At 42.4% G+C, this 24424-nt stretch carries 21 protein-coding genes, 1 tRNA gene and 1 pseudogene; 17 read left to right on the plus strand and 6 right to left on the minus strand.

The annotated features are described in order from the left end of the window. The first annotated feature begins 6 nt into the window (after positions 1-6). The 7 genes from IPH84_19065 (at position 7) to IPH84_19095 (ending at position 8023) form a co-directional block, all read left to right on the plus strand. On the plus strand, positions 7-798 hold the full coding sequence (locus IPH84_19065) for a hypothetical protein (protein ID MBK7175265.1): 792 nt from the start codon (positions 7-9) through the stop codon (positions 796-798). Then, a complete protein-coding gene (locus IPH84_19070; protein ID MBK7175266.1) occupies positions 765-2030 on the plus strand; it encodes a hypothetical protein in 1266 nt (421 codons plus the stop codon). The genes IPH84_19065 and IPH84_19070 overlap by 34 nt, the downstream gene beginning before the upstream one ends. Before the next feature lie 86 nt (positions 2031-2116). Further along, positions 2117-2629 (plus strand): tail fiber domain-containing protein, encoded by a 513-nt coding sequence (locus IPH84_19075; GenBank protein MBK7175267.1) that lies wholly within the window; start codon positions 2117-2119, stop codon positions 2627-2629. A gap of 469 nt (positions 2630-3098) precedes the next feature. After that, positions 3099-4517: a tail fiber domain-containing protein gene (locus IPH84_19080; protein MBK7175268.1), complete on the plus strand. Its 1419-nt coding sequence runs from the start codon at positions 3099-3101 to the stop codon at positions 4515-4517. A 167-nt stretch (positions 4518-4684) separates the two neighbouring features. Further along, the gene (locus tag IPH84_19085; protein ID MBK7175269.1) at positions 4685-6871 is read left to right on the plus strand and encodes a tail fiber domain-containing protein; all 2187 of its coding nucleotides are present in this window, start codon (positions 4685-4687) and stop codon (positions 6869-6871) included. A gap of 472 nt (positions 6872-7343) precedes the next feature. Then, on the plus strand, positions 7344-7508 hold the full coding sequence (locus IPH84_19090) for a hypothetical protein (protein MBK7175270.1): 165 nt from the start codon (positions 7344-7346) through the stop codon (positions 7506-7508). 47 nt (positions 7509-7555) lie between these two features. After that, on the plus strand, positions 7556-8023 hold the full coding sequence (locus IPH84_19095; GenBank protein MBK7175271.1) for a hypothetical protein: 468 nt from the start codon (positions 7556-7558) through the stop codon (positions 8021-8023). Between the two features lie 206 nt (positions 8024-8229). Here the strand turns inward: IPH84_19095 and IPH84_19100 are convergent, their stop codons facing one another. Together IPH84_19100 and IPH84_19105 are read right to left on the minus strand one after the other, a co-directional pair. Continuing rightward, positions 8230-9438, minus strand: a complete 1209-nt coding sequence (locus IPH84_19100; protein MBK7175272.1) for a serpin family protein — start codon at positions 9436-9438, stop codon at positions 8230-8232. Positions 9439-9942: 504 nt separating this feature from the next. After that, on the minus strand, positions 9943-10986 hold the full coding sequence (locus tag IPH84_19105; GenBank protein ID MBK7175273.1) for a Gfo/Idh/MocA family oxidoreductase: 1044 nt from the start codon (positions 10984-10986) through the stop codon (positions 9943-9945). A 290-nt stretch (positions 10987-11276) separates the two neighbouring features. On the opposite strand from IPH84_19105, the gene IPH84_19110 reads away from it, so the two are divergent. From IPH84_19110 to IPH84_19155, 10 genes and pseudogenes are all read left to right on the plus strand, one after another. Continuing rightward, the gene (locus tag IPH84_19110; GenBank protein ID MBK7175274.1) at positions 11277-12872 is read left to right on the plus strand and encodes a putative metal-binding motif-containing protein; all 1596 of its coding nucleotides are present in this window, start codon (positions 11277-11279) and stop codon (positions 12870-12872) included. Positions 12873-13207: 335 nt separating this feature from the next. Then, positions 13208-13282 (plus strand): annotated as a pseudogene (locus IPH84_19115) (putative metal-binding motif-containing protein). A gap of 135 nt (positions 13283-13417) precedes the next feature. Further along, complete coding sequence (locus IPH84_19120; protein MBK7175275.1) at positions 13418-13588, plus strand: putative metal-binding motif-containing protein; 171 nt, start codon at positions 13418-13420, stop codon at positions 13586-13588. Next, entirely contained in the window at positions 13521-13700 is a 180-nt protein-coding gene (locus IPH84_19125) for a putative metal-binding motif-containing protein (GenBank protein MBK7175276.1), read from the plus strand. Before IPH84_19120 ends, IPH84_19125 begins: the two co-directional genes overlap by 68 nt. Before the next feature lie 53 nt (positions 13701-13753). Further along, positions 13754-14326: a hypothetical protein gene (locus IPH84_19130; protein MBK7175277.1), complete on the plus strand. Its 573-nt coding sequence runs from the start codon at positions 13754-13756 to the stop codon at positions 14324-14326. Positions 14327-14426: 100 nt separating this feature from the next. Further along, positions 14427-15821 carry a hypothetical protein gene (locus IPH84_19135; GenBank protein MBK7175278.1) on the plus strand — a complete coding sequence of 465 codons (1395 nt, stop codon included), beginning with the start codon at positions 14427-14429 and terminating at the stop codon, positions 15819-15821. Continuing rightward, on the plus strand, positions 15718-15987 hold the full coding sequence (locus IPH84_19140) for a hypothetical protein (protein MBK7175279.1): 270 nt from the start codon (positions 15718-15720) through the stop codon (positions 15985-15987). The genes IPH84_19135 and IPH84_19140 overlap by 104 nt, the downstream gene beginning before the upstream one ends. 74 nt (positions 15988-16061) lie before the next feature. Continuing rightward, complete coding sequence (locus tag IPH84_19145; GenBank protein MBK7175280.1) at positions 16062-16469, plus strand: hypothetical protein; 408 nt, start codon at positions 16062-16064, stop codon at positions 16467-16469. A 92-nt stretch (positions 16470-16561) separates the two neighbouring features. Then, entirely contained in the window at positions 16562-16849 is a 288-nt protein-coding gene (locus IPH84_19150) for a hypothetical protein (protein MBK7175281.1), read from the plus strand. Between the two features lie 48 nt (positions 16850-16897). After that, positions 16898-18037 carry a hypothetical protein gene (locus IPH84_19155; protein ID MBK7175282.1) on the plus strand — a complete coding sequence of 380 codons (1140 nt, stop codon included), beginning with the start codon at positions 16898-16900 and terminating at the stop codon, positions 18035-18037. 467 nt (positions 18038-18504) lie between these two features. Here the strand turns inward: IPH84_19155 and IPH84_19160 are convergent, their stop codons facing one another. The 4 genes from IPH84_19160 to IPH84_19175 form a co-directional block, all read right to left on the minus strand. Further along, the gene (locus IPH84_19160) at positions 18505-18882 is read right to left on the minus strand and encodes a GxxExxY protein (protein ID MBK7175283.1); all 378 of its coding nucleotides are present in this window, start codon (positions 18880-18882) and stop codon (positions 18505-18507) included. A gap of 480 nt (positions 18883-19362) precedes the next feature. After that, on the minus strand, positions 19363-20571 hold the full coding sequence (locus tag IPH84_19165; protein MBK7175284.1) for a hypothetical protein: 1209 nt from the start codon (positions 20569-20571) through the stop codon (positions 19363-19365). A 456-nt stretch (positions 20572-21027) separates the two neighbouring features. Beyond that, complete coding sequence (locus tag IPH84_19170; GenBank protein MBK7175285.1) at positions 21028-23619, minus strand: PKD domain-containing protein; 2592 nt, start codon at positions 23617-23619, stop codon at positions 21028-21030. 557 nt (positions 23620-24176) lie between these two features. Next, positions 24177-24248: transfer RNA gene (locus IPH84_19175), tRNA-Arg, on the minus strand. Positions 24249-24424: the final 176 nt, after the last annotated feature.

Genomic DNA, 24424 nt, shown 5'->3' on the forward strand with positions numbered 1-24424 from the left:
AGACCCATGAAAAATCTACTACTTATAATTCTCCTTTCCTTTGGATTAACGGTAGGCGCACAGGTTGCCATTAACACCGATGGATCTACCCCCGATAATTCAGCAATGCTGGATGTGAAATCCACCACCCAGGGATTTCTCTCTCCAAGAATGACCACTGCCCAGAAACTTGCCATTGCTTCACCTGCAACCGGACTTCTGGTTTTTGACACAGATTTGAATCAGTTTCAGGTATATACCGGAGCCACAGGCTGGATTTCACTGCTGGTTTCTTCTTCAGGATGGCTTACCACCGGAAATTCCGGCACCGTTGATGCGACAAATTTTATTGGTACTACGGATAACAAACCTTTGAATTTCAGGGTGTTTAATCAGAAAGCCGGCAGGATTGACAATGGATTGATGAATACCTTTCTGGGATATCAATCTGGAAATTCCAACACAATCGGTACAGTGAACACCTTTTTTGGATACCAGTCTGGTTTTGCCAACAACAGCGGAGGTAATAATTCAGCCTTTGGTAATCTTGCACTCAAATCGGACATAACAGGCAACCATAATACGGCAATCGGAAATGAAGCCCTTAACAGTGCAACCAGCGGACTAGGTGCAACGGCTATCGGCTCCAGGGCAATGTATTATGCGAACAGCAATGCGGGCTTAGGCACAGTTGCAAATGTTGCTGTCGGATTTGAAGCCTGCGCGGTTCGACTGCTCCTGCATCCAACACAGGCAACAACAATACGGCAATCGGCTTTCAATCCATGCTCAATAATACAATTGGTTCAAACAATGTAGGGCTTGGAACATCCACACTATTTAGTAACCAACTGGGAAGTCAGAATTCTTCAGTAGGATATAACTCCCAATATGCCAATACACAAGGCAGTAATAATAGTTCAGTGGGTTCCTACAGTCTGGCCTCCAACACAACCGGAGCAAGCAATACTGCTGTTGGACAGGCAGCGCTTTACTCCAATACAACCGGATCAAGTAACCTGGCTATCGGGCAAAATGCACTTTATTCATGTGTAACAGGGAGCTATGCCACAGCCGTCGGAACCAATGCAATGCAGTATGCGAATAATACAACCTCATCCTATAACAATTATAATACAGCATTAGGTTATGAAGCTTTAAGGGGATCAGTAACGGCATCTGCCAATACAGGCGGCGGAAATACAGCCTCAGGATACAGGTCGATGAGGACCATTACCACCGGGAATATGAACTCCGCCTTTGGACATGTGAGTATGTCAAATATCACAACAGGTTCATACAATCAGGCTTTTGGCTATCAAAGCCTGGGAAACAATACAACGGGTACCGACAATAATGCTTTCGGTGGCTATTCACTTGGTTTGAATACTTCCGGCATTGGCAATGTTGCTATTGGGAATAATGCAATGGGTCAAAATGTGACAGGGGGGCAGAATGTCTCAATGGGAATAAATTCCCTTTTTTGGAATGTTGCCGGATCACAGGCAACAGCTGTTGGAGCCTATGCCATGTCCAATGCCAGCAATTCAACTGTAGCTTTCAATAATTCAAACGTGGCTGTAGGATATAATGCGCTAAAAGGTTCAGATAATCCGGCATCTAATACAGGTAACTATAATGTTGCTATAGGGTCCAATTCATTAACTGTTACCTCAAGCGGAGGAAAAAATATTGCAGTCGGAACCTCCGCCCTGGGTGCCAACACTACCGGAAGCAGCAATATTGCTGCCGGGTACAATGCTCTTCAGTATAACCTGTCCGGCAACAATAATATAGCCGTCGGACCTCAAGCCCTTACCATGCTTAGCAGTGGAGGTCATAATATTGCAATTGGATCATTTGCTATGTATAATACCTCTACAAACAGCGGGAGCATTGCAATAGGAGACTCTGCACTCTTCCTGCTAAATGATGTGAACTCTGAGAAGTTTCTCACAGCAATTGGTAACAGAGCACTAAAAAATAACACCACTGGATCACACAACACAGCAATAGGAGACAAAAGCCTACCAACAATTACTCAGGTGTAGGGAATACTGCCTTAGGTGTCATTACATTACTGGCCAATCAGTCAGGGCACTATAATACTGCTGTAGGATTCAATGCCCTTTACGGAGTGACTGTACAGTCGAATAACACAGGCCTGGGAACTTCTGCAGGAGGAGCTATACTCAAGTTCAAATTCAACTTTTATTGGTGCAAGCAGTGGAACAAATTTAACGGGACTGCAAATAGCACAGCCTTGGGATATAGTGCTGTTGTGACAGCCTCCAGCCAGATCCGCATTGGGAATGTGGCAGTTACCAGCATTGGCGGATACGTCGGCTGGACCAATGTTTCAGATGGACGTTTCAAGAAGAATGTGAATGAAAATGTTGCCGGATTATCATTTATCAGCAAGTTAAAACCTGTAACCTATACCCTGGATCTCGAAGGAATTAATGCATTTCTGAAACCGGAAATGACAAGCAACCTGCAGGAAGCTGGCGATGATTCTGGCATTAAGGAAAAGGAACAGATTTACTACAGTGGATTCATTGCACAGGATGTAGAAAAGCTGCGCAGGAAACCGGGTATAATTTCAGTGGGGTGGATGCTCCGAAGAACGAAAAGGATCTGTATGGATTAAGATATTCGGAGTTTGTGGTTCCCCTAGTAAAAGCAGTGCAAGAGCTGAATAATACCAACCAGGAACAGAGTAAGATGATTAAAGAGCTACAGGCTGAGGTAGAATTGCTTAAAGCACAGATGCAACAAGCCGGGATAAGCAAATAGTTTTATTCTAAAAAGAGTTCGTGAAGAAGTCCGATTTTCTGAAGTCGGACTTCTTTGTATAGTATACCGAAGCTGAATAGGTTTGCGATCCGCCAACCGGCGGAGAAATTACTCTTCTCGGCATAAATCATTCTAATCAGCTTTGCGTTTGCAAACCTGCCAAGAATGAGTATAAATTAAAAGTTTATATTTATTTTTGTGCATATGTTTTTCCTTTAATACCAAAAACCCAATCTGGTTTCAAAGGGAACAGCTTTAAAAGTTCACATTTATAAATCCCCTCCAAACAAGAGGGCGAATTGATATTTATTAATACACATTTCATGAAAAAACTAATACTTACGCTTGGAGTTCTCATACTCTTGACCTTGTCAGCAAAAACACAGGTAGCGATTAATACTGATGGTGCAAGCCCTGATAATTCTGCCATGCTGGATGTTAAAGCCACAGATAAGGGTTTTCTTGTTCCCAGGATGACTCAGGCTCAGAAAACATCTGTTTCAAATCCTGCAACGGGGCTTATTATCTATCAAACCGATGGCTCCACAGGGCTCTACTATAATGCCGGGACAGCTGCAGTACCCGACTGGATTAAGGTTGGTTCAGGTAGCGGGCAATGGACAAGCAATGGCAGTAACCTATACTATAGTGCAGGAAATGTCGGGATTGGCACGAATGCCCCGTCAGCATTGCTGGAGGTTAATGGGGATGCTAAATTTAACGGGCATACAATTGGAAGAGGTGGTGGGAATATTTTAAATAACACCGCAATCGGAAGTCATGCTTTATACGATAACGAGACAGGGAGTAATAACATTGCTATAGGAAATGCTGCACTCCGTTTGAACAAGGCCGGTTCCCGGTCAGTCGCAATTGGTGCTAATGCATTGTATAAATCAAATAACCTGTTAACTCCCTATAACGCTGACAATATTGCGATAGGTTATTGCTCTATGTTAGGGCCATCATACATTGGAGGCAACATCACCGGTATTCAGAATACAGCTGTGGGTTCAGAGTCATTAGAAAGAATATCCTCAGGCTCTTCAAATGTGGCAGTAGGTTATACTGCAGGATATAACACCTCAAGTGGATTTCAGAACACTGCCGTCGGAGCCAGTTCTTTAACACAAAATGTAAATGGCTCGTATAATACAGCAATTGGCTATAATACTGGCCCAAATACATCGAACCTGTCCAATACAACCACCCTTGGTATCGATGCTTCTGCCACCGCTACCGACCAGGTTCGCATCGGCAATGTTTTTGTTAATTCTATCGGCGGCTATGTCAACTGGAGCAATATCTCCGATGGCCGCTTTAAGGAAAACCTGAGTGAAAATGTACCGGGGCTTTCCTTCATTACCCAGCTCCGTCCTGTTACCTACCGCCTGAACCGCAATGCCATCAATGCATATATCGGGGTTGATGCTGCATACAAAGGAGAGGCGATGAGTGGAATCACCTCTGGTTTTGTAGCCCAGGAAGTGGAGATGGCAGCTCAGCAATTGGGATATGATTTTTCAGGAGTGGATGCTCCGAAGAATGAGAAGGATGTGTATGCCCTGAGATATTCAGATTTTGTGGTGCCTTTGGTGAAGGCGGTGCAGGAACAGCAACAGCAAATCACAGATCTTAAAAATGACAATACAGAATTGAAATCAGTTATTGAAGAACTCAGAGCGATCAACCTTGCAATTGAGCAAAGGCTTAAAGCGCTTGAAAGCAATCCGGCGAAGTAATTATTATAATATCAATACAAACCAAAGATCTATATATCTGTTAGATTAACCATCAGAGCAATAGGGAGAAGAAGAAGGAAATGAACCTCCTTCTTTTTTCTTAAACTGGTCAGAAAATGAACCTGGCCAGAGTCACCAAACTTCCAAATCCCATATAAAAAACGCCAATGAAAAATCTCTTTATTATTGCTGCCCTTCTTCTTGGAATCAGCCTGCAGGCGCAGGTTTCAGTTAACACTGATGGCTCTGCTCCTGATAATTCAGCCATGCTGGATGTAAAAAGCAGTGATAAAGGGATACTGATACCCCGGATAACATTCGCACAGCGGAATGCCATTGTGAGTCCGGCTAACGGTTTAATGGTTTATCAGACGGATAATACACCCGGGTTTTATTACAATGCAGGAACATCTGCAAGCCCTGCATGGCAGATTGTAGGAACGGGCTCCGGATGGGGACTGGCTGGTAACAGCGGGACTGCTGCAGCATCCAACTTTATCGGGACCACCGATAACGTGCCTCTCACATTTAAGGTGAATAACCAGGTTGCCGGTAAAATTGACCCTGTCTCCAATACCTCCCTGGGCTATCAGTCGATGAACATCACAACAACAGGCATTGAAAATGCAGCATTCGGCTATCAGACACTTTCGACCAATACCGTGGGTAACCAGAATTCGGCATTTGGATTTCAATCGTTAAAATCAAATACCAACGGTAACTATAATACCGGAATTGGCCATTGGGCGATGTATTCCAATACCGTTGGCGATGACAATGTGGGTGTTGGATTGATGGCTTTGTTTACAAATTCTTCAGGACATCATAATTCGGCACTGGGAAATTTCTCACTTCGTTACAATACTAATGGCTATGGCAATAGCGCATTTGGCTTCAATGCTTTATACGATAATACTTCAGGACTTAATAATACTGGTCTCGGATTGAATTCACTTTCCTCCAATACCCTGGGAAATGACAACACAGCTGTGGGAAATTCATCCATGCTTTTTAATGTATCTGGAAATCAGAATACTGCATTTGGTAGTTATTCCCTGTATAACAATGCAACAGGTTCAAACAATACAGCAATTGGCTTTCAGTCAATCTACACAAGCAATTCTTCTGCCTACAATGTTGCCGTTGGCTATCAATCCATGTTTTGGACGAGCAGTGGCGACGAAAATACCGCCATTGGTTATCAGTCACTTCTTACCAACACAACCGGATACAGCAATGCTGCGGCAGGAATGCTGTCGATGTACTACAATACCACAGGGTATAGCAATGCAGCATTCGGGGCGAGGAGCTTGTATTCCAACACATCAGGCCACCACAACACCGCTATCGGGATGATGGCTATGCATGATAATACATTTGGTTATTCAAATACTGCCATAGGGAATGGCGCCATGTCGTTAAATACAAATGGCAACAATAATACAGCAGTTGGAACAGGGGCTTTGGCTTCCAGTTCTTCCGGAAGTGAAAATACTGCGATGGGAGTAAATGCCCTTGGAGGCAATAATACCGGTAACTACAGCATTGCCATTGGAGTGAACGCCCTGGGATCAAGTGCCTGGGGAAATGACAACACCGTGGGTGGCCATGCGGCTATGTATTACAACTTTACCGGCAATTACAATTCAGCCTGGGGACGAGAAGCCCTGTTGAACAGCACTTCAGATCATAATACCGGACTCGGGTACCATTCTGCCTGGGTTACAACCACCGGTTTTCAGAATACTGCCCTTGGATCGAACTCTCTGGTTAACAATACTACCGGTTCCTATAATACAGCAATCGGCTATAATACGGGCCCCAATTCAGCAAACCTAAGCAATACCACAACCTTGGGAATTGATGCCCGTGCTACAGCAACTGATCAGGTTCGCATTGGGAATATTTTCGTCAATTCCATCGGCGGCTATGTAAACTGGAGCAATATCTCCGATGGCCGCTTCAAGGAAAACCTGAGTGAAAATGTGCCCGGACTATCATTCATTACACAGCTTCGCCCGGTTACCTACCAACTGAATCGTAACGCCATCAATGCTTATCTGGGACAGGATGCATCCTATAAAGGCGAAGTCATGAGTGGAATTACTTCGGGATTTGTTGCCCAGGAAGTGGAAAAAGCAGCCCAGACTCTTGGATATGATTTTTCAGGTGTTGACGCACCTAAAAATGAAAAGGATTTATATGCATTAAGATATTCGGATTTTGTAGTACCATTGGTGAAGGCTGTTCAGGAATTGAATGCAGCAAATCTATCACAACAAAAGTTTATTGAACAACAAAAAATTGAACTGGCAGAAATGAAATCGAGACTGGAAAAGCTGGAGAACCGTTAGCAATTATACTCAATCGCAATGAATTAGCCCCAAAGGGGAGCCATTGGTTCAAAGCAAGATTCTTGCAGATTGAGTTATACCGGGGCGCACTGGTATTCTCCGCCAGCCGGCGGATCGCAAAATAATTCAACAACGGTAAACAAGAAATTCCTGGCATTTTATTTGGAATTCCTTTAATTCTATAGATGAAATAGTATGCGAAAGAAATACATCTGCTTATAAAGGTATATCTTAGAAAAGAATTAAAAATAATTGCAGTGTTTCAAAAAAAAATTCAATTAATAATTTTTCCAAATTAATTTTTTAATGATTCCAGTCCTTTGTCAGATAAGGGTTTCAATTATTTCCATTATAAAGTTTCAACGAAAACACCGATAGATAATTATAAATCAAGTGTATACAATTATCAGAATATTTCCTTATCTTTAAAAAAACTTTAATTTAGCAGTCATAAATAAATTAAAAAACAGGTATGAAGGCCATTAAATTTTCAGAAAAAGAATTAGAACTCCTGAAAGAACAATACCGCGAAGAGCTTGCCAGTGCTCAAAATTATGTTGAACAAATCAGGGAAATTCTAAAAAAATTAGGTTCTACACCAAAATCTCAAAAGAATTATCTGATGAGAAACCAGTAAAAAAAGAAAGAAAAAAAGAGCAAAAGAATAAAGCAATTGAGGTAAAAGTGCCAAAAAAACGTGGCCGTAAACCCAAAAGTCTGACACAATCAATAGCAGTGAAACCTGTTGTTGATGAACCAAAGACACCAAAAGTGCCTGGTAAAAGAGGCCGCAAACCAAAAGTTGCAGTCGCTGCTGTTGAATCTCCGGTAGTTGTTGCACCTGTGGCTCCAGTTAAAAAAGAGAGAAAAAAGACCGCTCCAAAAACTGTGAAGGTTACTGAACCGGTGGTTAAAGCAAAGCCCATCAAGAAACCGGTGGTTAAAAAAGTAGTAAGTGTTAAAGCCTCTGTGGGTGCAACACCTTCGAAGCCTGTGACCCAAAACGTTACTGCCCCTGCTCCAAAACCCGAAAAAAAAACAGTTAAGAAAATTGTTAAAAAAACAACTCCAACTAAAAAGGTAAAAGATGCTGCAAAGCCTGCTGAACCAAAGGTTGAAGGAGTTACCCCTCCTGCTGAAGGAACAAAATAATAATCTATTATTCCGAATAGGAAAAAAATAGAACTTCTTTGCCATCAAAAATGAAAAGCCTGCTATATTCGGCAGGCTTTTTAATTCTGTGCTATTTCATTTTGTGACTCCTAAGAATTCGGATGTTAAGGTATTTCTGACGCTGCAATGATACCGCTTCAAGCCAACAGCTTCTCATAGGGAGCTCTTACAAGGATATCCAACATTCACGCTCTAATGGGATTCATCATTTTTCCCATAAAAAGGATACTTCCATTTTTATTATCCCTGATAACAAAAAGAAAGGGGTGATCTGCCCTGAATTCCTTTGCAATTTCAATGGGCTTGGCACTTGTTTCCTTTACCATAATAACCGCTGTTGCAGCAGCAGCCTCTGTTCCCGCTTCATCAAGTTTTATAAATGCCTGATGGATCACCTTACTGATATATAGATCAGCAGCCGGCGACATGGCAGAAAAATCGGAAACAAATGGTGTGAAAGCATCGGGCATTCCCATGGAAGACAATTTTTCTTCCAGGTTGAATTTCGTTTCCATTTTGAATTTAGGAATGGAAACACTTACTTCCTGATTCATCATAGCAGTGGTCACAGAATTGAAATATTGATAATTGAATTTTTCCTCCAACCTTTTTATGCCTTCTTTTTCCCGCGGAAGAAAAATGATCAATGATGCCCGGCTCCCCTCATATGGAATTTCCAGCGCTTTCAATTCTGTGTCTTCATAATAATTATAGCCAGACAAGTCATTCATAAAGGGAAAAGTAACCTTCTCCTTTCCCGACAGGTAAAAGTTTTTTTCATCCGACAAATGTTTCATAAATGGATGGTTCCATGCACCATAGAAATAGATGGCATTCACCAGTACCAGTTTTGTATCCGGCGATAAATCATCAGGATTCAACAGGTTCTTGATTTTATCTTCTGTCTTCTCTTCCACCCAATGATTAATGTTGAGCCTGGCATTTTCTCTTTCAACTTCCTTCGAGAAATCCACATTCTTTATTTCAGGATTATACGCTGATGAAACAAGGTCGAGATAACTTTTATGAAAGGGATAATCCGCTTGTGCCCATAGTCCATTGGCCGTTCTTAATTTAAATTCAGTGTCTTTTTCTGAAATCAATTGATGGAGCAGCTTCTTGTAGTTATTATGAAAGTCTGCACCTTCACCAAAATAAAGTGTCTTTCGCATTTGCTCTGCAGTGCGCGATGAAGCCCCGGCGTAGGTCATGGCTAATGCTGTTGAGATGCTGAAAGGTGAATAAAAAAGATTGGAAGAAGATTGATTTCTCAGCTGATGAAACAGATCAAAAGAAAACTGATTATTACCGGCTACAATTTCCTTCTCAGGAGGTTCACTTTGTGAAATCAATGGAAAAAGCAGGAATAGCAATGGAAGGAGCAGGGTTTTCATAATTCAGAAGATTAAATTGCATTCATAAGATGCAATTCAATGGAAATTCCATAATGAAGACCAATACGAAAAGAATGAAATGTGATAGAAAACTCTAAATGCTGATTAAATAAGTATTTATCCTTTGTGGTTTTTGTGGATCATTTGTGGTTTTTGTGTTCGCTTACGGGCTGACTGGATTTACTTTCTACTGGAAAAAAAGTATTCCAAATAAAAAAAAGCACACAAATTTCACAAATGAAACACAAATAGACACAAATGATTCTTCGTTCGTCAGATGATAAGTAGGTGGATATTCAGAATACATTATGATGAAAAAATAATAAATATTAAACACTAAACGCTAAATTAATAAGTACTTATGGGTGGATAATTTATGGTTTGTTCCCTGACTCTAATCACGAACAGTGCAATTATCCCTTTGTGAAATCTACGTGACTTCGAGGTTTTGTGTCAAAAAAAATCCCGACACTAACAATGATTTCACAAAACTTAAACTGTCAGTCAGAAGGAAATAGCTTTTTTCTCACGATTGCTTTTCAAAGCAGCTTCGATCACGACCATTACCTTATAACCATCAATCGCGGTAACCGGCATGGGTTGATCATGGCGTAATGCCCCGAACACACCCTCATAAAAAGTCATATAATTCCCCTGTCTTGAAGGAATATAATCCCTGATGGTTTCCCCATTCTTTGTGTAATGAATCAGTCCTTTGCCTCCATCAGCCTCTTTCCCCCATTCGGAACCTTCTGGTTTAAAACCTTTTAAAAGCATCTCCTCCTGCACATCAGCCCTGGGTTTCAGAAATGAGCCCAGTGTGCCATGAAGTACATGCGAATATGCAGGTTCTTTTACAAAAAATCCCGACTTCAACCGGACTCTCTTATCAGCGTAATATAAAAGGATATCGAAATAATCATCTACCAGCGATTGCTTGCGAGTGATTCTCAAGTCTGCAAAAACAGCTTCTGGCATGCCGAAAAGGGAGATTGCCTGATCAATGGCATGAGGGCCTAAATCCATCAGCAAACCGGCACCTGCATTGGGTTCTTCTTTATGTTTCTTAGGGCTGACCTCCGGCCGATATCGTTCAAACCTGATTTCAGCTTCAATAATATCACCAAGAACCTTTGAGTTCAATACATCTAAGGCTGTTAGTAATTCACTATCCCAACGGCGATTCTGGTACACCCCGATTTTTAATCCTTTTTCTTCTGCCAACTTCGCCAAAGTTATCGCTTCAACAGTAGTGGTCGTAAAGGCTTTCTCAACAATGATATGTTTTCCGGCCTTCAGAACTTTTGAAGCATATTCGAAATGGGTGTAAGTTGGGGTGTTGACAACCACCAGTTCAATATTTTCATCAGCCACGACTTCCTCCAGGGATTCATAGGATTTAACCCCGGGATGATCCGCTTCTATTCCTTTATGGTTCCTCTCCCATGCACCAATAAGGTTAAATCCGCCATGAACCGACAGAAAAGGAGCATGAAATACTCTCCCGCTCATTCCATAAGACAATAAAGCAGTCCCGATTTTTTTCATACAAAATAGTTTCAGATGCTTGCCTGCAAAAATGCAATTAATGTCTGAAAATACACCGGATTTCTTCATTTTGCTGAAAAGTAAAACCGGCGTTTGATGTAATGAATGTGTCCGACTTCCTGAAATCGAACTTATATTTATGTTATTTCATATGTAGTTTCCTATATTTGTATTATAAAACCCAAATTCAATTTTTTTTAGTTACAAATCTACTGGTATTCCGGCAGCTTTTTTCAAGCCATAGTGTTGTTTTTCAGGCACTACTGTCAGAATCTGTGAAAAATAGCTTTATGAAAGGCCTTACTCTACTACTCCTCTTTCTGCTCACCTGCTCCTTATCTTTTTCACAAATTGCAGTTAATAATGATGGCACCCTGCCTGATCCTTCTGCAATGCTGGATATAAAATCCACATCGAAAGGGATGCTGATTCCAAGACTGACAACATCCCAACGTGATATGGTTGCCTCTCCTGCCACAGGGCTGCTCATTTACAACACCACTACCTTATCTTTTGATTATTATACCGGCTCCGGCTGGATAAAACTTGGAAAGGCCCTGCCAGAGGGAACCCAGGCAGGGGATATGCTTGTTTGGAATGGAAGCGATTGGCAGCCAGCTTCTTTTAAATATTATCACCTTGATCGTGATGGTGACACTTTTGGGGATCCGATCACATTAATTTACAGCCCGGTTCAACCTACAGGATATGTTCTGAATGACTGCGACAATGACGACAATGATCCTTTTTCAGGTGGTGGAGTCGTGAGAACTTATTACCCCGACAGAGATGGTGACGGGCATGGCGATCCAACCGGAACTCCTGCCCAGGGATGTATTGCTCCCCCGGGTTATGCGATGTTTAGTCAGGATGATTGCGATGACAACAATCCTCTTGTTTTTCCGGGTGCTGCTGAGCTCTGTGACAGCATCGATAATGATTGCGATGGAATTATCGATGAGAAGGTTACGCTGTTCATTGACCTTGACCAGGATATGTTCGGAGATCCCGGTAATTCAATTCAGTCCTGTATGCCTTTTCCTGCAGGATATGTTACAAATTCAATGGACTGCGACGATACCGATCCATTGACAAATCCGATGAATCCCTATGAAGCCTGTGATGGCAAGGATAATAACTGTAATGGAGATATTGATGAAAGTCCAACATTTGCTTTCTTCGACGGTGATTCTGACGGTTATGGAGATATTAACAATCCGATGCCATGGAACTGTGGACAGGCCCTGCCCCCGAATTATTCATTCAGTTTTAATGATTGTAATACCGAAAATCCTGCCATTAACCCTGGAGCAACAGAAATATGTGATGGAATAGATAATGATTGTGATGGCCAGGTAGATGAAGATGTAACAACACTCACTACGTTTTATGCTGATGCTGATAACGATGGATTTGGAGATATTGCGGTGACAACAGAAGCTGCTGGTTGCACCCCTCCAGCCGGTTATGCGAGCAATTCCATGGATTGTGACGACAATAATCCAAACATGAACCCTAATACTCAGGAAACCTGCAATGGAACTGATGATAACTGCAACGGAGTGATTGACGAAGGAGTGGCCTCTAACGGAAGTACCTCTTATTGGGATTATGACGGTGATGGATATGGTGATGCAAATCAACCGTTGACCCTTTGCTATGCCCAATGGGGTTACGTTGCCAATGCCGGTGATTGTGATGAATTCAATCCCGCTGTATATCCTGGTGCCACAGAAATTTGCGATGGGATAGATAATAACTGCAATGGACAGGTTGATGAGGATGTGGTTCTGCTTACCTGGTATTTCGATGCCGATAATGATGGCTACGGAGTGAATGATAACACAATTCAGGCGTCTTCTATGTGGGAATCCTGTTTTCCTTAATAAGTCCCGGTAATCCTGAGGATTGCGATGTTACAATGATTGCAATGGGAATGATTGTAATGACAATGTCCCCAATCCTACCATCTGTATCCAGGTGCCACACGATGGTTTGGAAATCCGGCAATGTCGGCTGTTTGCAATGGCCCCCGGATATGTGTAAGTGCAACTGACTGATGGATGATAAGGCAGTTCATTCCCAACCCAACAATCTGGCAATATCGCAATAACTGCGATGGGCTGACAGATGATAATATGCTCTACCCTGGCAGATGCGATGGTGACGGATATGGCCTTCAGTTTCGTGACGGGATGCAACCGGTTTACCATGCAAGGGGATATGTTCCAATCCGGCGATTCATCCTGATGCGCCAGAAATCTGTGGTAACGGTATCGATGAGAATTGTGATGGATATATTACCAATCCGACCATCTGGTACCTGGATGCTGATAACGACGGTTTTGGGAATCCGGCAATAAGTCAGAATGTCTGTGATGGACCGGCTGGCTATGTTTCAAATAATGCCGACTGTGATGATAGCAACCTGGTGGTATATCCGGGAGCGACTGAGGTGTGCGACGGCTTCGACAACAATTGCGACGGCTTTATAGATTATCTTGTCGTTGGAGCTCCCATTTGGTACTTGGATAATGATAACGATGGTTATGGAACAAACAACTATTTTTACCAGGGTTGCACAGACAGGAGTTTCAACTAATGGTGATTGCAATGATTCCCATCCTTATGTTCATCCTAATGCACCAGAAATCTGTGGTAACTCGCTTGATGATAATTGCAATGGAATATTTGATGAAGCAGGATGCCAGTAATCCAGACATGTTGACTTTGATTGACCATATTTTATTAATGAAATATCCCTCTAATGAGAACTCGGATTTACTCTCTCCTGACTTTTTTAATCCTGGGCATCACAGGTTTTGCCCAGGTAGGTATTAACACTGATGGTTCCCTACCCCACAATTCAGCAATGCTGGATGTGAAATCGACAGGGAAGGGTGTTTTACTCCCACGAATGACTTACAATGAATTGGTTGCCATCAGCAGTCCGGCGGAAGGCTTGATGGCCTTTTGCACCGATTGTGGGCCCAGTTCCACTGGAACCCTGGTTATCTATTCGAGTGGTATTTGGAACACTCTAAATGTTAACTGCTTAACCCCGATTCATCCTATTGCAGGGTTGCATGGAGTAACTTCCTACCAGGTTCTATGGGTGTGGAGTACAGTACCGGGAGCAACCGGTTATAAATGGAACACCTGGAACAATTATTCGAATGCAACCGACATGGGCACCACCACCATGAAAATGGAAACCGGACTTGCCTGCAATACAGCATATGACAGATATGTATGGGCATACAACGCATGTGGACAGTCAGAGCCAGTGATCCTGAATCAAACAACAATGGTGGCTTCATCACCGGTTTCGGCACTCTAATGTTACCAGTCCTAACCAGGTAGTATGGAACTGGAATGCAGTTCCCGGGGCTATCGGTTACAAATGGGGTACTACGAATGTTTATGCCAATGCAACAGATATGGGGACGGCAATTTCCAAAACCGAAACCGGTCTCACCTGCCAGACGCTCTATACCCGATATGTGTGGGCATATAACAGTTGTGGATACTCCAGTCCAACCACCCTTGCACAGACCACCTCTCAGCTGCCGCTTGCACCTTTTGCAGCGACCCACACTTCAACCTCTTCGCAAATAACCTGGAATTGGAACCCTGTAACTTCTGCCCTTGGCTATAAGATCAATACTGTTAATGATTACACCACTGCAACTGATCTTGGCCTGGTTACATCAAAAACCGAAACCGGACTCCCATGCAACACTGCACAAACACGGTATATCTGGGCTTATGGCACTTGTGGAAATTCGACAGTTACAACAATGACATTTTCTACTGTTGCTGCACCTCCTTCAGCAACTGCAGGAACACATGTACCTACAACCACTTCTATTGTCTGGAACTGGAATACAGTAACCGGTGCCACCGGATATAAATGGAACACCACAAATAATTATGCCACTGCTACGAACATGGGAACAGTAACGAGTAAAACTGAGACTGCTCTTACCTGCAATACTCCTTACACCCGCTATATCTGGGCATATAATTCATGTGGAAATTCAATTGAAACTACCCTGGTTCAATCGACATCCATGAGTAATATCCCTGCAACACCAAATGCCGGGACACATTCATTTACAGCTACTTCAATTACCTGGAAATGGAATGCAGTAAGTGGAGCAGCAGGATATAAATGGAGCACATCCAATGATTATTCTACTGCTACAAATATGGGAACGGCAACCACAAAGGCTGAAACAGGACTCTTTTGCGGAACCACCTATAACAGGTATGTATGGGCCTATACTTCCTGTGGGGTATCGGTTCCGGTAACCCTGACCCAGGCAACTGTTTGGTGTTTATGGACCTGCGGCGATTCTATTACTGATGCACGTGATAATAAGCGATACGCAACCGTTTCCATCAATTCAAAATGCTGGATGGCTCAAAATCTGAATTATGGAACAAAGATCAATACTACCGTCAATCAGACCAATAACTCCTTGCCTGAAAAATACTGCATCGGTAATAATGAATCAGCATGTAGCACTTATGGGGCACATTATCAATGGGACGAAATGATGAATTATACGGTTGCTAGTTCTACCAATCCTAGTGGACGACAAGGATTATGCCCTGAAGGATGGCATATCCCAAGCGATGCTGAATACTGTGAAATGGAGACGTTTCTTGACCCCACTGTGAGTTGCGCCAGTTATAATTATGACCGGTACAGATGCTGGTGGACAAATGAAAACTACCGGAACTTCACAATGGGATTCACCAAATACAGGCGCCACCAATGCAAGTGGTTTCAGTGCTCTTCCAGCAGGAACTCTTGGATCGAATGGTAACTGGACTGGTGTACATACTTTTACACTATTCTGGACCACAAGTGAGGTAGTCACTACAGGTGACATAGCCGCAGCCAGCCATGAACTCCGAAATGACGCAGCCCAGGTAGGACGGTATTACCACTATAAGTCAGATGTTATGTCCGTTCGATGTGTAAGAGATTAAAACTGAGTTATTCATTGACTTTAAAAGACATCACTCTTTTTGCTTTACAAACTTGTATTACACAGTCATTCTATATGAATTCAAAACTAAAGACTTTATCACTGATTCTGTTATTCTGTCTGATTGAAATGCATTCATTTGCCCAGATAGGAATTAACACTGATGGCTCAAACCCTCACAATTCAGCCATGCTGGATGTAAAATCCAATAGCAAGGGAATCCTTCCTCCACGGATGACATACAGCCAGATACAGGATATTCAGTCGCCGGCTGAAGGGCTGTTTGTTTTCTGTACCAATTGCGGTCCCACAGGTGACGGATCACTTGCCATGTTCATGGGTGGAAAATGGAATCTGATGACAAGTTCTTGCTTGCCTCCCGCTCCCCAACTCAGAGGCACATATTGCCGGTTCCAGCCAGATTACCTGGAACTGGGAGCCAGTGCCGGGTGCAATGGGTTACAGGTTCAATACCTGGAATAACCTTTTGACTGCTATCTTTCTCGACACCAATAGTTTTTATATTGAATCATTCCTGAATTGCAATACATCGGAAACCCGTTACCTTTGGGCCTATGATGCTTGCGGAACCTCCCTCCCGTCATTTATCCCAATCAACTGCGGTAACCCCTGCCTTACCTGGTGCTGGAGTCTCTTTAGCATATCCACACCAGATCACATGGAACTGGACAGCCTCCCAGGGAGCAACCGGATACAAATGGAACACCTCTAACAACTATGCAACTGCAGTTGATGTAGGGAATAATCTCACGAAAACTGAAACCGGACTTAACTGTAATACTGTGTATAAGCGCTATGTATGGGCTTATAACAGCTGTGGGAATTCCAATGCTATCTCCTGAAACATTTCAACAACCACAGCACCCACTTCTCCTTCAGCCGGAACCCATGTGGCTAACACAACTGAAATCACCTGGAACTGGAATCCGGTTACAGGAGCCGCAGGGTATAAATGGAATACCGTGAATAACTTTGCTACCGCCCAGGATATGGGCACATCAGCAACAAAAACTGAAACCGGATTAGCCTGTAACAACAGTTTTACCAGGTATATCTGGGCTTATAGCAATTGTGGGAATTCTGTGGTAACCCCAATCAGTCAGTCCACAATTAAACTACCACTTGCTCCTGTAACTGCTACTCATTCTGCTACACCGACTTCTATTATCTGGAACTGGAACCCGGTAGCCGGAGCTGCCGGATATAAATGGAATACGTCAAACAATTATGCTACCGCCCAGGATATGGGAAGTGCAACCTCAAAAACAGAAGGTGGTCTGGTTTGCAATTCCCCCTATACCCGTTATGTATGGGCCTATAGCAGTTGCGGTTCATCAATAGCCGTCGCCCTCACCCAGGCTACTCCCATGACGAATATACCAGCAGCACCGGTTGAAGGTTCACATACATTTTCGACCAGTACTATCACGTGGAAATGGCTGGCTGTTTCAGGAGCAATCGGTTACAAATGGAATACAGTTAATGACTACGCCTCTGCTACTGATATGGGATTACTTCTCCAAAAGACAGAAACCGGGCTTTCCTGTGCAACTACCTATAACCGTTATGTGTGGGCTTACTCTTCATGCGGTTATTCATCCGTAACCCCGATTTCCCAGACTACAATCTGGTGCCTCTGGACCTGTGGACAACCGATCATTGATTCGAGGGATGGGAAGGAGTATAACACGGTGCTCATTGACTCTCAATGCTGGTTGGCTGAAAATTTGAACATTGGTACGCGAATCAATGGCTCTGATAATCAAACCAATAATGGAGTGATACAGAAGTATTGCATGAATGATCTCGAATCGAACTGCTCAATATATGGTGGACTATACCAATGGGATGAGATGATGAATTACACTTCATCAAGCAGTGCGAATCCTAGCGGCCGGCAGGGTATTTGCCCGGAAGGCTGGCATATCCCTTCCTTAAATGAATTGTGCCAGATGCAAACTTTCCTGGATCCAACTATGCTATGCTCAACTGATGATGCGAACTCGGTACTGATGTTGGTGGCCAAATGAAAGAAACAGGCACCCTACACTGGATGTCCTAACACCGGAGCTACAAATACCAGCGGATTTACTGCCCTGGGTGCGTAAAAGGAATTTTGATGGCACTTTTTCTCTTAACGCTTCCTCTTTTCGGTCTTCCAAGATAAGTGTCGTATTTGGATTTGATAGGACCAATTCTATTGTTCTTAATAATTATTCATCCAAAATCAGCCATCTTCAAATAACATCCAAAGATTTAGGAAATTCAGTAAGGTGTGTAAGGGATTAAACATAACCTTTTAAATGAAATACAATTTTCGCTTCCTTCTGATATGGGTTTCGTTTCTTTGGGGAAGGAGATTCGTAATACATTCGTGAATTCGTGGCTTAAAACCTTCCTTTAATGTTGCCACGAATGCGCGAATAAAAGAACGAATGAGATTCGTAATACATTCGTGAATTCGTGGCTAAAAACCTCTCTCCCATTAAGATTGGAATCAACCTAAAAGTATCCTTTTGTAGTTCAGTCTAAGTTCTCCAAAATTAACCAGCAGGGCTAGTTTATTCTGTGAGACTTTCAGGTAATTGATGCACTGTGCAATAAATCCCTCCGGAATAGAAGAGACTCCTTTTACCTCCAGGATAATCCCATCGTAAACAACAAAATCAGCATAAAATCGATGAGGCAAAATAATATCCTTGTAATTCACAACATACTCTTTCTCTCGCTCAAATGGAATATTTGCTTTTTTGAATTCATACTCAAGGGCATCCTTATAAACGATTTCCAGGAATCCGGCCCCTAATTGATTGTGCACATCCATACAAATACCAATAATGGAATAGCTTTCGTCTTTTAATACTATATCGCTCATAATTAATATATTAAATAAATAATACCTTCAAAACCAGAATAAAAAAATGCAACGAATACACGAATAAATGTAGGAATAAAATTCGTTCTACATATGTGCATTAGTGGCTAAAAACCTTCCCATTTCAAGTAATGTTGCCACGAATGCGCGAATAAAAGAACGAATGAGATTCGTAATACATTCGTGAATTCGTGGCTAAAAAACCTTCCCATTTCTTTAATGTTGCCACGAATGCGCGAATAAAAGAACGAATGAGATTCGTAATACATTCGTGAATTCGTGGCTAAAAACCTTCCCATTTCATTTTAATGTTGCCACGAATGCACGAATAAAAGAACGAATGAGATTCGTGATACATTCGTGAATTCGTGGCTTAAAACCTTCCATTTTTAATGTTGCCACGAATGCGCGAATAAAAGAACGAATGAGATTCGTAATACATTCGTGAATTCGTGGCTTAAACCTCTTCGGTTCGGTGAACTAACCACCAGACGTTTTGCCTCCGGAAATCCCGAAATAACCGGCCAGCAGGCCAAGCCCCATCACCATTGCCTCATTGAATCCGCGGGTTTCAATAGAAAAGCCAATCAGCACAATCCCCAGTCCCCAGTAAGCAACAGCAGCAATTAATCCCAAAATGCTGCCCATAGCCAGCGGACGAAAACGCACCTTTTTCTTTCCCAGCAGATTTTTACCCAGGGCACCAATCAATCCTCCCAGCAAGGCAAGCAAAAGGAAAAGCCATGGAAACACTGCTTTCAGCTCAAGGACATTACTTCTGTATTTCTGATTGACCGCCTTAATCTCAATATTTCCAATACTTTCCGACCGCAAGTTCACAATTGTTGGCTGATCACCAACCACTACAATCCTTGAAGAATCAAGGCTGCCGAGAGAGGTTTCAATCCCCAAAGGAATGGCCTTATTCCCGGAAACACCCTTCAGAGAAATATGAACCGGGATGGTCTGAATGCCCATGCCCTGTATCCGGGTACGCGCAGAACTCAATACAATAGCAGGTTCTACACCTAGTTTCTTTGGATATCCCAGCGGATTGCTCACAGTAAGTATCTTCACTTCCACTGAATCCAAGGCTTCAACAGACTGAACACTTATATCCAGGGGTGGCCAGTTTATGGATTGAATTTGCAATGGTTTGGAAATGGTACCATATGAAACCAGTATTTCTTCCGGATTTGACAGTTTCTTCTGGCTGGGTTGGGAGGTTCCTTCATTGTTCACTTCTAAGGGGATAAACCGGATACTCCCCTCAAAAAGTTTCCTTGCAAAATCATACTTCAGCGGAGCTGCATCAATAAACAGAATCCTGTAAGCAATCTGCAAACCCGTTACTGATTCCTTGGCATAATACAGTTCAGGAACCATGAAGACCCTTTCATTGCCTGTTGTGTTGATCATGCCCTGAAGCACTGATTGATCAACACGGCTGATAGCTTGCCCGGTTTGAGCCACCGCCTTTTCCTCCCCTTCCTTAAGCCTGAAACTGCTGACTCGTTCCACCCTAGCCGAAGTGTCCTTAACCTCTGTTAGATCATTGCTTACCTTAAAGGCCACTTTCTGCTGCAACAACTGCGGACTGATCAGGCGTTGCCTTGTAATAGTACGTTGGGCATTTAAAAGTGTGGAGATAAATAGTATTAATATGATGGAAAAACAGAGACTTTTCATGGTTGATTAAATTGGATTATAAATACTAAAGATTTCATTCCCTTTCATTCAAACGCACTGAATCCTACAAAAGATAAAGTTAAACAAATAAAACTCCCTTTTTGATCAGTCTTATTGGATGGAACCTTAAGTTGTTTTATAAAAACTCTATGTTTGGATGAGCCAATTCTTGTTTGCCTGATCCTTTAAACATAACGCCTACTGCTTGCTTTCCCCTGCTTTGGATGGAGAAAGAATAAAGTCAAGGGTTAAGCCTGGGAATTAGCACAAAAAGTGTGAACTCCCCAGCCTTCGGTCAGGGATTACAGGTTATGTATAAAGCTGAAATGAATAGAAAAGTCAGTGAATTCATACAAATAAAGCAGCCTTCTTTTTGAGAAAACCTTTTGCCAGAATTTAGGCAGAAGAAATAAAGGGAATTCCAGCTATAGGAACCGAGTTTAAAGACCAGGCTTATTACTGAATAATCAGGCTCCGGGTAATGGAACCTTTATCGGTTAACAAACGTAAAGTGTAATTTCCTGAAGTTTTTCCCTTTAAAGAAATACGGTAAGTAGTTTGAAAATGACCGGGAATAAAAGTATCTGTATGAATGCCCTGGCTGGTAAATATTTCCACTTTGTACACCTTGTAATTGCTGGCTTCTATAAATACTTCATTATGTGCTGGATTGGGGAATAACATTATTCCGCTTTCTGAAATAGGATCCTGGATTCCCGAATAAAGCTGAATATACACGTATTCGCAGGAAGATGCCGTATTGCATGCATTTGACACGGTAAGGCAAACCAAGTAATTCCCGGCTTCGGAATAAATGTGGACAGGATTAATTTGATTTGAAGTCTGACCATCACCAAAATCCCATAAAACACTTTCAGCAGATAAAGCAAGATTCTCAAATTGAACCGCAAAATTTCCCTGATAATTATAGGTAAAACTGCTGACCAATGGCTTGAATACATCAATCCTGTCACAATAGGTATCCTCTCCACATTCATTTTGAACAGTAAGGCAAACCAGATAATTCCCTTCATTTTCATAAATATGGGTCGGATTCTGTTCCAAAGATATTTGACCATCCCCGAAATCCCATAACCACGAACTTGTCATCCCGTTTCCATGATTTGTAAGATCAGTGAATTGAACCGGTGAATAGGTACAGAAGGTGGTGGTGAACGTAAATAATGCTGCTGGAACAGAACCCACAGAAACAAGGTGCGTCACCGTATTGAAGCAACCCAGGGTATCGGTCACTGAAAGCGATACAGTATACAATCCTGATTGGTTATACATATGATCAGGTTTCGGAAGAGTAGAGGTGCTTCCATCCCCGAAATCCCAATACCAGGTAGCAATGGATCCGGGATTCATCACCATGGTATCCGGGCTGAAGTGAATTATTTCCCTCATGCAAGCGGTTGAATAGGTAAAATCAAGCGACAAAACATTACTGATTACCTGCTTGACAATGGTATCTGTACAACCTGAAAGACTGGTTACGATGAGGCTGACATTAAAAGTGCCTACAACGCTGTAAATATGTATAGGATCAGAAAGCAAAGAGGTATTATTCACACCTGATGCCGGATCACCGAAATTCCAGTTCCAGCCAACGATATCACCTCCTCCATTAGGTGATGAAAGGTCGCCGAAAACCACTGCCTGGTTTGCACAGTTAGCGGAATAAACAAAATTTGCCTCAGGAACTGGTGTGGTGGCAACAACCTGGGTTCTTGTGTTGAGATATCCCTGGTTGTTAATGGCTGTGAGTGAAACATTGTAAGTCCCGGGATAGGAAAACAAATGCTGAACATTGGGATTATTAGGGAAATTAATGGTATCAACTGCTGAACCATCACCAAAGTTCCAGATCCATTGCTGGATGTAACCCGAAGCTGTGCTTGATAAATCAGTGAAATATACGGCCTCATTTGAACAGCCTGCATCGGCAAAGAAATATGCATTCACAAGATTTTGCGCATAATGCAGTAAAGTAGGCAATCCTACTTTCGATAAGCCGCTCCCAAGGGAAATGGCTGCATCTGCATAATTACATGCGGTTCCTGATAATTCAGGAGAATTAATCACTCCTAAATTAGAACTTCCTGTATTAGGCCTGTCGTAAAGGGCAACATATATCTTCCCGTCCGGGCCCAGTTGCATAGCACCGGGAGCCATAACAGGAGTAGCAATTAAGATGTTCGTGTAAACCGAGAGGTCAATCTGGTAGATCTGCTTAATATCATAGGATACATTGACATAAAGTTTTGAATTATCGCCCGAGAATTCCACTCCATAAGTTGCATCCGGATAAGAAAAACCCTGGTTGTAAGAGACCATTCCCGTAGCCTTATCAAAATGATAGATTTCAGCTCGCTTTTGATGGTAGGTAGCCATAGCCAGCAAGCTACCATCAGGTGAAGCCTTTAAACTGCCCTGGGGCCCGGTGATTGCAGGCCCTGTGGCACTAACCACCGGATTGTTAACAAATCCTGCTGAGGTGATCAGGTAGCTTTTGAAAATATTGTTGTCTCTTTCATGAATAATGACCCAGATATCCTGTTGATTTTCATGAAAAACTGCAGACATTTTCTCCGTACAACCCTCCTGAATAAATACATTTTTCGCAGTGACTGCACCTAAACCATTGTTCTGGGTCATATCTACAATTGAATATGAAAAAGTGCCATTGCTGTAAGCATAATCCAGTGTAAAAATCAGGTATTGTGCATTGGTACCAGGAAAGGGAATTATAAGTGCCGATTGTGTAGTATGAGAGTTGCCCATCAGTCCAAATCCGTTATTCATGATGTTGTGATCCGCATCGTACACCATTACACCATCCGTGTAAAACAGCAATTCACCACTACTGTTACACATTGAAGCTGTCCCTTCAAAAGTATCCAGCATACCATCCTCAAGATAAACAGGTGAGCCTGTGTTAAAATCAAGTCCGGCATGGGTACCGAAATACCATATGTTCCCCTGATTTTGTGCTGAACCAAAAAGAAATAGAAATAATGCGATGATAAGAAAAAATGATTTCATAGCCTGGAAATTAGGATTATCAAACAAATATAGTGATGAATGATATTTAAAGATAATGATTGCTTTCAAATTATGAAGGTGCCCATTTCCAATGTGTGCACCTATTTTCACAAATTTGATGAATTGGCAATTTAGACCTGAGTATTCTTGCAAAAGTGTGACTGAGGCGTGATTGTAATCAGTTTCTCCCAGGCTGCGCCAGCCACAAAATGAGCATTCATTCGAAGACCCAGTGGGTAACTGTTTTCCCATATAGGTTCACAGCAGATTATTTCACCGCAATGACGCGAAGGATGCGCAAAGACGCTATCGATTGTATAAAATGACTATATCCTAAAAACCATCAAATTTATTTCTAGAATCCTTACTAATAGGCATGAGACTACCTTCGACATCACCAGTGAAATCCCTGCCCGACTGTGAATACAGTCGGGGAACCTGGATTTAAAGTTTAGCATTGAACTACAGGGTGTGTGATTGGGGAAATAAAAAAAGCAGCACTGGGGGCCTATTTAGCGGGGTGTGATGGGTAAAAGCAGCACTCTCGCGCTGCTTTGTAGCCCCACCAGGAATCGAACCTGGATTTAAAGTTTAGGAAACTTCCGTTCTATCCATTGAACTACAGGGCCTCCATTGTAATTTACCCCTGGTTTAAAGTTTAGTCCCGTCGCTTTACGGGATATCCATTGAACTACAGGGCAAAAAGTAACCTTTTCAGGTTACTGAATATATATTGTGTCCGTCATTTGACGGAACGTAGGGCAATCTGGTCGTGAGCCCGGGGACCCGCCCGATCCAAAAAGCG

It is taken from the genome of Bacteroidales bacterium (genome assembly GCA_016707785.1).
In the GTDB taxonomy this organism is placed as follows: domain Bacteria; phylum Bacteroidota; class Bacteroidia; order Bacteroidales; family UBA4417; genus UBA4417.